Source organism: Paracidovorax sp. (assembly GCF_057642795.1).
In genome coordinates this window covers 208,504-221,139 of the sequence record NZ_JBXYZY010000021.1, presented here as the reverse complement: position 1 = coordinate 221,139, position 12,636 = coordinate 208,504, and the positions used below count along the sequence as shown (strand labels likewise).

General features: G+C 68.3%; 10 protein-coding genes. 3 read left to right on the top strand and 7 right to left on the bottom strand.

Annotated elements, in window-relative coordinates; translation table 11 throughout:
* The first annotated feature begins 10 nt into the window (after positions 1–10).
* The 3 genes from AC3A84_RS07925 to AC3A84_RS07915 all read left to right on the top strand — a co-directional run bounded on the left by AC3A84_RS07925 (position 11) and on the right by AC3A84_RS07915 (position 5,284).
* Positions 11–1,690: a DUF1302 domain-containing protein gene (locus AC3A84_RS07925; protein WP_487969045.1), complete on the top strand. Its 1,680-nt coding sequence runs from the start codon at positions 11–13 to the stop codon at positions 1,688–1,690.
* A 118-nt stretch (positions 1,691–1,808) separates the two neighbouring features.
* Positions 1,809–4,196, top strand: coding sequence for an efflux RND transporter permease subunit (locus tag AC3A84_RS07920; protein WP_487969044.1), 2,388 nt, complete (start codon positions 1,809–1,811; stop codon positions 4,194–4,196).
* A gap of 44 nt (positions 4,197–4,240) precedes the next feature.
* Entirely contained in the window at positions 4,241–5,284 is a 1,044-nt protein-coding gene (locus AC3A84_RS07915) for a WD40/YVTN/BNR-like repeat-containing protein (protein WP_487969043.1), read from the top strand.
* A gap of 81 nt (positions 5,285–5,365) precedes the next feature.
* Here the strand turns inward: AC3A84_RS07915 and AC3A84_RS07910 are convergent, their stop codons facing one another.
* The 7 genes from AC3A84_RS07910 to AC3A84_RS07880 form a co-directional block, all read right to left on the bottom strand.
* Complete coding sequence (locus AC3A84_RS07910; RefSeq protein ID WP_487969042.1) at positions 5,366–5,965, bottom strand: nitroreductase family protein; 600 nt, start codon at positions 5,963–5,965, stop codon at positions 5,366–5,368.
* Positions 5,966–6,036: 71 nt separating this feature from the next.
* Positions 6,037–7,485, bottom strand: a complete 1,449-nt coding sequence (locus AC3A84_RS07905; RefSeq protein WP_487969041.1) for an NAD-dependent succinate-semialdehyde dehydrogenase — start codon at positions 7,483–7,485, stop codon at positions 6,037–6,039.
* Between the two features lie 44 nt (positions 7,486–7,529).
* Positions 7,530–8,957, bottom strand: coding sequence for an NAD-dependent succinate-semialdehyde dehydrogenase (locus AC3A84_RS07900; protein WP_487969040.1), 1,428 nt, complete (start codon positions 8,955–8,957; stop codon positions 7,530–7,532).
* A gap of 110 nt (positions 8,958–9,067) precedes the next feature.
* Complete coding sequence (locus AC3A84_RS07895) at positions 9,068–10,744, bottom strand: bifunctional 3-(3-hydroxy-phenyl)propionate/3-hydroxycinnamic acid hydroxylase (protein WP_487969039.1); 1,677 nt, start codon at positions 10,742–10,744, stop codon at positions 9,068–9,070.
* Positions 10,745–10,792: 48 nt separating this feature from the next.
* Positions 10,793–11,089 carry an NIPSNAP family protein gene (locus AC3A84_RS07890; protein WP_487969038.1) on the bottom strand — a complete coding sequence of 99 codons (297 nt, stop codon included), beginning with the start codon at positions 11,087–11,089 and terminating at the stop codon, positions 10,793–10,795.
* Positions 11,086–11,991: an alpha/beta fold hydrolase gene (locus AC3A84_RS07885; RefSeq protein WP_487969037.1), complete on the bottom strand. Its 906-nt coding sequence runs from the start codon at positions 11,989–11,991 to the stop codon at positions 11,086–11,088. The genes AC3A84_RS07890 and AC3A84_RS07885 overlap by 4 nt, the downstream gene beginning before the upstream one ends.
* Before the next feature lie 40 nt (positions 11,992–12,031).
* On the bottom strand, positions 12,032–12,634 hold the full coding sequence (locus AC3A84_RS07880; RefSeq protein ID WP_487969036.1) for an amino acid synthesis family protein: 603 nt from the start codon (positions 12,632–12,634) through the stop codon (positions 12,032–12,034).
* Between the last annotated feature and the right edge of the window lie 2 nt (positions 12,635–12,636).

Sequence of the window (12,636 nt, the reverse complement as noted above, 5' to 3'; positions counted from 1 at the left end):
GGAGAACGCCATGCACCAGCCTTTCCAACGCCGCCCCCAGCGGCACCCGCGGCACCACCGCCTTCCGTTGCGCTCGACGGCGCTCGCCGGCCTCGCCCTGCTGGGCACGCAGGCCGGCGCCGTGACCTTCGAGACCGAGAACCTGCGCGGCAGCTTCGACTCGACCATCACCATCGGCACGGGCATCCGGGCCAAGTCGCCGGACTGCTCGCTCATCATCGCGGGCGCTTCGGGTAACGGTGCGCCTGGAGGGTGCCTGGCGCCCACATCGGCCCTCGGCGACCAGGGCAACCTCAATTACGCCAGGGGGGACGCCTTCACCACCTACATCAAGGGCAGCCATGAACTGCTGCTGAAGATGCCCTCAGACGTCACCTTCCTGGGCCGCGTCAACTGGCTCAAGGACTTCACAGCGACACACACCACGGGCTACCTGAGCGCCGGCACGCCGCCCGACCTCACGGACGGCCTCGCGTCCGACGCGCGCGGGGACCTGAACTTCAAGGCGCGGCTGCTGGACTTCTGGGTCAGCAAGTCCTTCGACATCGGAGACCAGCGAGCCCGCGTGCGCATCGGCAATCAGGTCATCAACTGGGGCGAAAGTCTGTTCCTTGCGGGCGGCATCAACAGCACCAACGCGGTGGACGTGATGCGTGCCTCGCAGCCTGGCACCCAGCTCAAGGAAGTGCTGCTGCCCGCGCCCATGATCAGCGTCGCCAGCGGCCTGGGCCATGGACTGAACATCGAGGGCTACGTACAGACGCACTGGAACGGCAACTACATGCCCCCCACCGGCAGCTACTGGTCCACCGCCAACGGCCTGGGCCGGGGGCACGAGGCCTACGGCCTGGCCGAGGTCAAGCCCAAGAACAGCGGCCAATGGGGCCTGGCGCTGCGCTATCAGCCCGAGGGCACGTCGCTGAACCTGGGCGCCTACATCCTCAACTACCAGGACAAGGGTGCCAATTTCAGCACCAACGCAGGGGGCACGGGTCGCGCCGGATGGGCCTTCGCCGAGAACCGCCGCCTCTACGGCGTGAGCGCGAACATGCCGCTGGGCGACTGGTCGATCGGCACCGAGCTCTCGTACCGCCCACGTGACGCGGTGTCGCTCAACTCCAGCGGCGGCTGCCTTTCGCAAAACGGCAATTGCTGGGTGGACGAGAAGAAGTTCCAGTGGCATCTGACCGGGCTCTACAGCATGACGCCCAGCAACTCCCAGGGCATCCTGAACTTCCTGGGCGCCGATACCGCCACGCTGAGCGCCGAGGCGGTGGTGGTGCGCTACCCGCACTTGAAGCAGATGTATGGCGCCGACCCGATATCGGCCGGTGCCTGGGGTTGGGGCCAGGAATACAACGCCGGTGCGTCGGCCATGCCCATGGGCTCCAAGACCGCCTGGGGCTACAACGTGGACTTCAGCTGGGTCTATGACGGCAGCCTGATTCCCGGATGGCAGGTGATCCCGGAGATCTACTACTTCCAGGCCGTGAAGGGCCGCACGCCCAACGGGGCGGGCCAGCTGATGGAAGGCGCCAAGTCGGTCAACCTGATGGTGAGCTTCGTGCAGAACCCGGCGAAGTGGCAGGCCACGATCAACTACGCGGCCTTCTTCGGCGGCAAACGGGTGTTCGATCAGCCGCTGCGCGACCGCAACTATGTGGGCATCACGCTCTCGCGCAACTTCTGACGATCCGGGCGGCGGTGCCTGCGCAGGCCCGCCGCCGTCCACGCCTCCCGCGCCGGGGCCGGCCTCATGCCAGCGCCGCCGGTGCTTTCCCTTTCCGACCGTCTGTTGAAAGCCGCCCGTGCCAGACTCCTCCCCCTCTCCCTCCCGCATCGTGCGCGCCGTGCAGCGCGTCGAGCGGATCGTCTTTCGCCGCCGCACCGCCCTGCTGGCCGTGCTGGCGCTGTTCACTCTGGTGATGGCCTGGTTTGCGGTGCAGCTGCGCATGGATGCCGGCTTCGACAAGCAGATGCCGGCCGGGCACGAATACATCGCCACCTTCCAGGAATACCGCAACGATGTGCTGGGCGCCAACCGGCTCAACATCGTCGTCAAGGCGCGCCACGGCAACATCTGGAACGCCCAGGCGCTCAAACGCATCTACGAGGTGACCCAGGCCGTCACCTACCTGCCCAACGTGCAGCGGCTGGGCGTAAGCTCCATCTGGACGCCCAACAGCTTCGTCAACGAGATCACCGAAGAAGGCTTCCGCGCCGATCCTCTGATCGACAGCACCATCACCCCCGAGCAGCTGACGCCGGCCTCCATCGCCAACATCCGGCGCGCCACGTCGCAGGGCGGCTTCCTGGGCACCCTGGTCTCGCGCGACGAGACCAGCGCCATGATCACGGCCGAGCTGCTGGAGTTCGACGCGGACAACCACAAGCTGGACTACGTGGCCTACAACCATCTGCTCGAAGACCGCATCCGCGCGAAATTCGAGGATTCCAACTTCGAGATCCAGATCATCGGTTTCGCCAAGCAGATCGGCGACATCGCGGACGGCGCCCGCTCGGTGCTCAAGTTCTGCGCCATCGCGCTGGTGCTCACGGCCTTCGCCGTGTACTGGTACTGCCGTTCGCTGCGCTTCACGCTGCTGCCCATCGTGTGCTCGCTCACCTCGCTGGTGTGGCAGTTCGGCACGCTTAGGCTGCTGGGCTTCGGGCTCGATCCGCTTGGGGTGCTGGTGCCCTTTCTGGTGTTCGCCATCGGCGTGTCGCACGGCGTGCAACAGATCAACTTCATCGTGCGGCAGATCTCGCAGGGCCGCAGCAACTACGACGCCTGCCGCGACAGCTTCACCGGCCTGCTGATTCCCGGCACGCTGGCACTCGTCACGGCCTTCGTTTCGTTCGTCACGCTGCTGCTGATCCCGATCCCGATGGTGCGCGAGCTGGCCATCACCGCCTCGCTGGGGGTGGCCTACAAGATCGTCACCAACCTCGTGATGCTGCCCGTCGCCGCCTCGTACTTCGACATCGGCAGGCACTATGCGGATTCGGCCCTGGTGCTCCGCGAAAAGCGCTCGCACTGGCTGCGCACCCTGGCACGCGTGGCCGAGCCGCGCAACGCTCTGATGGTGCTGGCGGTGACAGCGGTGGTGTTCGCCGCTGCGGTCTGGCAAAGCCGCGACCGCGTTGTGGGCACGCTACAGCCCGGCGCGCCCGAGCTGCGCGAGGATTCGCGCTTCAACCGCGACGCGGTGGCCATCTCCAGCCACTACGACACCGGCCTGGACTGGATCACCGTGATCTTCGAAGCGCCGCCCAACAGCTGCGAGAACCCTAACGTCGGGCTCTACCAGGACCGTTTCACGTGGGCCATGCAGCCGGTCGAGGGTGTGCTCTCGGTGGCCTCGTATGCCGGCCAGCTGCGCCTCTACAACGAGGGCTATAACGAAGGCAACCCGAAGATGGCCGTGGTGCCGCTGGACCCAGGCAACTACGCTGCGCTCTCCACCGAGATCTCCCGCATCCCCGGCACCATGCGCAAGGACTGCAGCATGACCGCCGTCCACCTCTTCCTGACCGATCACAAGGCCACGACCATTCAGCGGGTAATCGACGCCGTCAAGCAGTTCCGCAGTGAGCACCCCATGCCCGGCATGCAGGTGCGGCTGGCCTCGGGCAACGCCGGAGTGCTGGCCGCCATCGACGACGAGGTCGAAAAGAGCGAGCTGCCGATGATGCTCTACGTCTATGCCGCCATCGTGGTGCTGGTGTTCGCGGTGTATCGCGACCTGCGCGCGGTCATCGCCTGCTGCCTGCCGCTCACCGTGGGCACCTTCATCGGCTACTGGTTCATGAAGGAGCTGCAGATCGGCCTCACCGTGGCCACCCTGCCGGTGATGGTGCTGGCCGTGGGCATCGGCGTGGACTATGCCTTCTACATCTACAACCGCCTGCTGATGCATCTGGCGAACGGCCAGCCCATGGTCAAGGCCGTGGAGAACTCGATCCTGGAGGTGGGCACGGCCACCATCTTCACCGCCATCACGCTGGCCATCGGCGTGGCGACCTGGTCGTTCTCGCAGCTCAAGTTCCAGGCCGACATGGGCAAGCTGCTGGCCTTCATGTTCATGGTGAACATGGTGATGGCCATGACGGCCCTTCCCGCCGTCGCGGTCTGGCTGGAGCGCCTCTTTCCGCGCCGCACGCCGGTGCAGGCCACGGGCCTGCAGCACCACTGATGCCCACTGATGCCGTTCCTTTTCTGCAGACTGGCTTCCCCTCCATGAAATCCACCACACCCCTGCCCCAGACTCTTCCCGCCCTGTGGCTGTGCGCGGCACTCGCGCTGCCTGCCAGCGGAGGGGCCCAGCCCACGCCGCTCACTCCGCCGGCTGCCGCAGCGGCGGCGCTGCCCTCCACTCCACAAATCGCGCCCGCCCAGCTCGTGCGCCACGCCAGTCAGGCCATGCTGCTGGCCAGCGCCCACGCCGGTTCCCGCCTGGTGGCCGTGGGCGAACACGGCGTGGTGCTGCTCTCGGACGACGGCGGCAAGACGCACCGCCAGGCGCGCTCGGTGCCGGTGGACATCACCCTCACGTCCGTGAGCTTCGCGGACGACCGCCAGGGCTGGGCCGTGGGCCATGCCGGCGCCATCCTGCACACGGCCGACGGCGGCGAGACCTGGACGCTGCAGCGCAAGGACCTGCAGAACGATCGCCCCCTCTTCGCCGTGCATTTCTTCGATCCGCGGCATGGCGTCGCGGTGGGCCTCTGGTCCCTGGTGCTGACGACGGAGGACGGCGGCGCCACCTGGCAGACGGTGGAGATGCCGGTTCCCGAGGGCGCTCGCAAGGCCGACCTGAATCTGATGAGCCTCTTCGCCGATGCCAAAGGTCGCCTCTTCGCCGCGGCCGAGAAAGGCACGGTGCTGCGCTCCGATGACCAGGGCCGGCACTGGACCTATCTGCACACCGGCTACCAGGGCTCCTTCTGGACCGGCGCCGCCCTGGCCGACGGCACCCTGCTGGCGGCCGGCATGCGCGGCGCGCTCTACCGCAGCACCGATGACGGCCAGAGCTGGCAGCGCGTGGATACGCACAGCCAGTCCTCGATCACCGCACTGGCCGCATCGGGCAGACAGGTGGTAGGCGTGGGACTGGACGGGTTGATGCTGCGCAGCCAGGACGGGGGAGCGAGCTTCGAGACTGAGAACCGGCCCGATCGCCTGGGCCTGACCTCGGTGGCGCTCGGTCCCCAAGCCCGCGCCGTGGTCTATTCACGCCAGGGCCCTGTCGCCGCCGGCGGTGCAGTCAGCGCGCAACCCTGAAAGCGCACTGAAAGCGCCCTGACCAGAAAAAAGGGCGCAGGCATTTCGCCTGCGCCCTCGGGTGTCACATCACGCTGCCGTTCAGGCGCCGTCGGAACGGAAGCGCCCTTCGGCCGCCAGCTCGCCCAAGGGCCTACGGCCACTGGGCTGCTCCATGGCCTGCAGATAGTCGGGCAGCGCTGCCTTGTCGCCCGGGCGGCCGATGGCCACCACGGCGTGGATCACGTAGCCTTCGGACAGGCCCACCGCACTCTGGAGCGCCTCCGCGTCGAAGCCGGCCATGGCATGGGCGGCCCAACCCGAAAGAGTGGCCTGGAACGCGATGCTCGCCCAGGCGGCGCCGGCATCGAAGGCATGCGAGGCATTGGGCGCCGCCGACTCGGCCCCGGGGAACACGGCCTCCTCTGCAGAGATCACGACCACGAGCGCTGCCGCATGTTGCGCCCAGCCCTGATTGAATTCCACCAACGAACCGAAGATGGGCGCCCAGGCGGCGGTGTCGCGGCGCGCATAGACGAAACGCCATGGCTGCGCGTTGTAGGCCGAAGGCGCCCACCGCGCAGCTTCCAGCAAGCTCAGCAAGGCGGCTTGTGGAATCGCGGTGCCGGCGAAGGCGCGGGGCGACCAGCGGTTGGTGAAGAGCGGATCGATGGGATGGTCGGGAGCGCGGGTTGCAGACATGGGTTCTCCGTGAAACGGGCGGCGAAAGAAAGGGATGAAGAGGGAAGTTCGGATGACAGGCAGGCAGCGCCTCAGATGCCCGCCATGTTGATGTACTTGATGGTCAGATAGTCCTCAATGCCGTGGCGCGAACCCTCGCGCCCCAGGCCGGACTGCTTGACGCCGCCGAAGGGTGCCACCTCGTTGGAGATAAGACCGGTGTTCACGCCCACCATGCCGTATTCCAGGCGTTCGGCCACGCGCCACACGCGGCCCAGATCGCGGGCGTAGAAATAGCTGGCGAGCCCGAACTCGGTGTCGTTCGCCATGGCGACTACTTCATCCTCGGTGCGGAAGCGGAAGAGCGGCGCCATGGGGCCGAAGGTCTCCTCGCGGGCCACGCGCATCGCCTGCGTCACGCCCACCACCAGGGTGGGCTCGAAGAAGCTGCGCCCCAGCGCGTGGCGATGCCCGCCCGTGACCACGCGCGCGCCCTTGGCGGTGGCATCCGCCAGGTGCTCTTCCACCTTGCGCACGGCGGCCTCGTCGATCAGCGGGCCGATGCGCACGCCCTCCTCGTCGCCCGGGCCCACCTTCAGTGCCGCGAGCGCAGCGGCGAGTTTGTCCGCGAAGGCGTCGTGGACGCTGTCATGCACATAGAGCCGATTGGCGCAGACGCAGGTCTGGCCGGCATTGCGGAACTTGGAGACGATGGCGCCTTCCACGGCCGCGTCCAGATCGGCATCTTCGAACACGATGAAGGGCGCGTTGCCGCCCAGCTCCATCGACACCTTCTTGACCGTGGCGGCCGTCTGCTGCATCAGGTGCCGGCCCACTTCGGTCGAGCCGGTGAAGCTGAGCTTGCGCACCAGCGGGTTGGTGGCCAGCTCGGTGCCGACCTCGCCGGCCGCGCCCGTGACCACCGACAGCACGCCCGCCGGAATGCCGGCGCGCTCGGCCAGGGCCGCCAGGGCCAGCGCCGTGAGCGGCGTCTGGCTGGCCGGCTTGACGACCATTACGCAGCCGGCGGCGAGGGCCGGACCGGCCTTGCGCGTGATCATGGCGGCGGGAAAGTTCCAAGGCGTGATGGCAGCGCAAACGCCCACCGGCTCCTTGGTGACCACGATGCGCTGGGAGGCGATGGGCGCGGGAATGGTCTCGCCATAAACCCGCTTGGCCTCTTCCGCGAACCACTGGATGAACGAGGCGGCATAGCCGATCTCGCCACGCGCCTCGGCCAGCGGCTTGCCCTGCTCGGCTGTCATGATGCGCGCGAGATCGTCCTGGTGCTCCAGGATCAGCGCATGCCAGCGGGCCAGCAGCGCCGAACGCTCGTGCGCCGTGCGGGCACGCCAGGCGGGCCAGGCGCGGTCAGCGGCGGCGATGGCCTCGCGCGTCTCGCTCTGGCCCAGGCGTGGCACCTGGCCAATGACGGCGCCGGTCGCAGGATTGGTGACGTCGATGGTGCGCTCGCCGGAAATCCAGCGGCCGTCCACGAGGCATTGATCGCGCAGCAGCGCGGGGTCTTTCAGGTTCAGCATGCGAAATGGGTCCTGGGAATGTGTGGAAAGGGAAATGGGAAGGCTCAGATCTGCGTGACCATCTTGGTCACCAGGAAGGCGTCGAACGATTCGGTGCCGCCTTCGCTGCCGAAGCCGCTGTCCTTGACGCCGCCGAAGGGCAGCTCCGGATGGGCCATGCCGGAGTGGTTGATGTTGACCATGCCGGCCTCCAGCCGCTGCGCCACGCGGTGCGAGGTTTGCAGCGAGGTCGTGAAGACATACGAGGCCAGCCCGAAGGGCAACGCGTTGGCTCGCTGCACGGCCTCGTCCGCCGTGTCGAAGCGGACCAGTGCAGCGACGGGGCCGAAAGGTTCCTCGCGCATGACACGGGCTGTGTCGGGCACGCCAGCCAGCAAGGTCAGGGCATGAAAGTGGCCAGGCCCCGGCAGGCGCTGGCCGCCCAGCACCACGTCGGCACCGGCCTGTTCCGCGTCGCGCACCAGCTCACTCACGGCCTGCAGGCGCCGTTCGTGGATCAGTGGGCCCATCTGCACGCCGTCCTCCAGGCCATGGCCCACGCGCACGGTGGCCAGGGCTTCGGCGAAGGCGGCGAGGAAGCGGTCATGCACGCCGCTCTGGACGAAAAAGCGTGTGGGCGACACGCAGACCTGGCCCGCATTGCGCGATTTCATGCGCGCCAGCAGGCTGGCGGCACGGGGCACGTCGGCATCGTCGAACACCAGTACCGGCGCATGGCCGCCCAGTTCCATGGTTATGCGCTTGAGGTGGGAGGCCGCCAGCGCCGCCAACTGCCGCCCCACCGGCACCGATCCGGTGAAGGAGACGACGCGCACCTGCGGCGCCTCGATCAGCCGGCGGGATATTTCGGCCGGCGGGCCCCAGAGGATGTTGAACACGCCCGCGGGCAGGCCCGCATCATGGAAGAGCCGGGCCATCGCCACGATCGCGCTGGGCGATTCCTCCGGCCCCTTGAGCACCATGGTGCAGCCGGCCGCGATGGCGGCGGCCGCCTTCTTCATGGCCTGGCCGAAGGGAAAGTTCCAGGGACTGACGGCCGCGCAGACGCCGGCCGGCTCCCGCGCCACCCACTGCCGCACGGCCGGGTCGCGCGAAGGCACCACCCGGCCGTAGATGCGCCGGCCTTCCTCGGCATGCCACTCGATGTGCTCGGCGGCGTTGAGGACTTCGGCCACCGCATCGGCCAGCGGCTTGCCGTTGTCCTGCGTGATGGCGCGGCCGATGGCGGCAGAGCGTTCGCGGGTGAGCGCGGCGACGCGGCGCAGCACGTCCGAGCGCTCCAGTGGCGAGACCTCGCGCCAGGTCTGGAAGGCGGCGTGGGCTGCGTTCAGCGCGTGGTCGATGTCCGCGCTGGTGGCCCAGGGCAGCCGGCCCAGCGGCTCCAGGGTGGCGGGGTCGCGCACTTCCTGGAACTGGCGTCCGGCCAGGCCTTGGAAACGGCCGTCGATGTAGAGCAGGAGTTCGGGGTACATGGTCGTAGGGAATCTGGGGCGCAGGCGCCCCGGTGATGGACCGAGGGGATGGGATGTCAAGGGAGCGGGACGGCCGGTGATGACAGCCCGCCCCTGCGGCAAGCGTCGGCTCAGGCGGCCAGGGCCTCGGCCGGCGCGGTGTGCTGGGCTTTTGCTGCCGGCACGGCACCATCGGCCAGCACGTCGCCGCAGAAGGCCGTCAGCTCGGGCACGGCGTCGGACGCAGCGCCCACGGCGGCGATGAAGCGGTCGGGCCGGATCAGCACCCAATCCACGCCCGTGCGCTGGAACCACAGGCCCAGGCTGTTCTCCACGTCCTGGATCACCGCGCCGGTGATGGCTTCGACGGCGGGCGAACCCCAGTCGCGGGCGCCACACCGCGAGCGCAGGGCCACGTAGTGGTCGCAGCCCAGGCGATCCAGGCTCGCGCGCAGGCTGGCGGGTGCATCGGCCAGCGGGTCGCTGCGCCAGCTGACGAGCGCGAAGCGCGGGCCCACCAGGTCGTCCAGGCGCTGGGTGAAGCCGCAGCGGAACTCGACGTTGGGCTGGATGAACATGCGCCCCACCAGCTCGTCGCGCTGGGCTACGCCGCTGTTGCGCACGATGCCACGGGTGAAGCGCGGCATGGGCTTGAACTTCATCTGCAGCACATAGTCACGCACCTGCGGAATGTTGCGAATCGACAGGAAGAACCGGTCGCGCAGCCAGGCCACGAAACGGTTGCGCTGCGATAGCACGGCGCCGAACAGGTCGGCCAGATCAATCATGGCCTTGGCATGGGCGTGGCGCTCTTCCTGGTAGCTGGAGAGCAGCTCGGGCTTGAGCCGGCCCTGGAGGATCCAGGCCAGCTTCCAAGCCAGGTTGAAGGCGTCGCGCACGCCGGCATTGAGGCCCTGGCCGATCCAGGGCGGCGTGATGTGGGCGGCGTCGCCCGCCAGGCACACGCGGCCCACGACGAAGGAGCCGGCGACCCGCGAGTTGTGGGTATAGACACGCGCCCGGATCACGTTGAGCTTTTCCGGTTCGGCCACATGGCTGCGCAGCAGTTCGCAGACCTTGTCAGGCGCGAGCATCTGCTCGCCGTCTTCCCCGGGGAACAACATGAACTCCCAGCGTCGCAGGCCATAGGGCAGGCGCAGGCAGACATGGGGCCGCTGCGGCTCGCAGTGCAGCGCGGTGTAGGGCGCGTCCAGTGGGTCCGCATCGCACTCGATGACCACCCACTTGGCGGCATGTGTGCGGCCTTCATAGGGCAGCTTCAGGATGCGCTCGCGCACCAGGCTGCGGCCGCCGTCACAGGCCACCACGTAGCTGGCGCGGACCTGGGTTTCCACGCCAGCCAGGTTGCGCAGCGTGGCGGTGACGCCCGCCTCGTCCTGCTGCAGGTCGAGCAGTTCCACGCCCACGCGCAGCTCCACCTCGGGGAACCGCTCCAGGCCCTTTCGCAGCGTGGCCTCGCCCAGCGGCTGCGAGAACAGGTTGCGGCGAAACCAGCCGAATTCGCGGGTCGAAGGCAGGATCTCGGCAAAGCACTGGCGCGAGCCGGTGTACATGCGCATGGGCACGTTCTGGATCATGTCGCGCAGCATGTCGTCTGCCAGGCCCGCGGACTGGAAGGTGCGCAGGGCCTCGTCGTCCAGTCCCACGGCGCGGGGGTAGTCCAGCACTGCAGGGCTGCGGTCGATCACGAGGGCGCGCACGCCGTAGGTTCCGAGCAGGTTGGCGATGGTCACGCCCACGGGGCCGGCGCCGACGATCAGCACGGGCACGTCCATCGGTGTTGTCATGGAAGCCTCCATTTTTCTTCGTCTCATGCAGGGGGCGCACGCGCCCCGTCAGGCCGGGCTCAGCAGGCGGCTGTCCTGCTGCACCAGCAGGTGTCGCACCTGCTTTCGGAATTCGGCGAAGCGCGCATCCGCCAGCAGCTCGCCGCGGCGGCGCGAACGCTCTTCGAGGCTCTCGAATCGCCAGTGGAAGACCAGCTGGTTGAGGTCGCCGGTCTCCGGCGTCATGAGCGCCACGAGCTGGCCCAGCAGCTGGGTCTGCACTTCACGGCCCATTTCGTTGTAGATGCGCAGGTACTCGCGCACGCCGCCAGGGACCAGGGAGTAGGTTCTGATTTCGTGGATCACGGGGTCGTTTCCGGGGAAGTCGTTGTCTTTGTTTTCGTCGCCTCAACCGCCGCTGGCGCCGGGGGGCGCAGCAGGAAGGCCTTGACCGCCTGCGCGAAAAGCTCGGCCTGGTCGTCGTGCACGTAATGCCCGGCATCGGGAATTTCCGCCGCCTCGATGAGTGGATTGGCAGCACGCATGCGTTCCACCATCTCGGGTTGCAGGTAGTCGGACCGGCCGCCACGCAACACCAGGGTTTCGCAGGCGATGGCGCTCACATAGGGGGCCAGGTCCACGACGCGGGCCGCGTCGGGCGCCAGCCGTGTGCGGGCGATGCCCACATGGTCATAGCGCCAGGTGAGGCCACCGTCAGGCAGCGGCTTGAGCATGCTGCGCAGACGCTGCTGGCGCGCCTCTTCCGTGACCGTGGGGCGCAGCGCGCGCATGAAGTCGCTGGCCTGCTCCCAGCTGTCGAAACGGCTCGGGGTGGTGGCGAATTCCTGGCGGATGCGCCGCGCTCCTGCGCTCGCCTCGAAGGCGCCGGGGCCTGCGTCTTCGATGACCAGACGCCGCACATGGCAGGGGTTCTGCGCCGCATACACGATGGCGTTGATGCCGCCCATCGAGTGCCCGAGTAGGTCGAAGCGCTGCAGCTCCAGCGCCTGCACCACGGCCTTCAGGTCGGCCACATAGGCATCGGTGTAGTAGTCGTGCAGCGGGTCCCAGTCGGTCTCTCCGCGGCCGCGCTGGTCGAACGCGATGACGCGCAGGCCCGGCTGCAGCGCCTGCGCGACGCCGGCGAAGGTCTCGGCATAGCCGCGGATGCCGTGCAGCATCACGACCGGCCAGCCGGTGGCGTCACCCCATTCGGTGACGTGGAAGCGAAGCCCGCGCAGGGCGAGCGTGCGGTCGCGGCGTTGCATGGTGCGTGGCTCTGCGGAGGAAAGCGGGCGCCGGTTCGGCTCAGTAGAGGCCATCCTGGCCCTTGACATCCGAGGCCGCCAGGCCGCCCAGGCGGGCGTTCAGGCGGCCGCGCGTGGCGAAGGCCCAGATGACGAGCAGCTCGTCGCGGTTGGGGCCGTCGCTGAAGTGCGCGGTGACGGTGTCGTAATGCGAGCGCACGTAGAGCGCGTCCTTGTGGGCGAGCGGAATGTCGATCACGGTGCCGGGGCCGCCGCGCTTGCCCGTTGAAGGCACCCACGACTTTCCACCGCCGATGCCCTCTCGCACCGGGTTGGCGGCGGGGTTGGTGAGCAGCGCGTTGCCGTGCTCGTATTCGCCGTCGATGCCCACCAGGCAGGCCTTGCCGTAGCTCTCGATGGGCTGGCCGGCGGCGGCCTCGCGGATGCGGCGGGCGAATTCGCGGCCCAGTGCGGGCGATGGGTCGATCAGTGCCGACAGGTCCTGCTCGAAGCGGCCGGCGAACGGATTCTTCAGGCAGGCGGCGATGACGATCTTGCGCAGCGGCGCGCCGTCGGCCGGGGCGCCGGTCTCGCCGGCGTGCGTGTCTTCGATCTGGAGGTACCACTTGCGGATGTGGAAGGCGCTGAGGTCAGAGGTGGTCATGG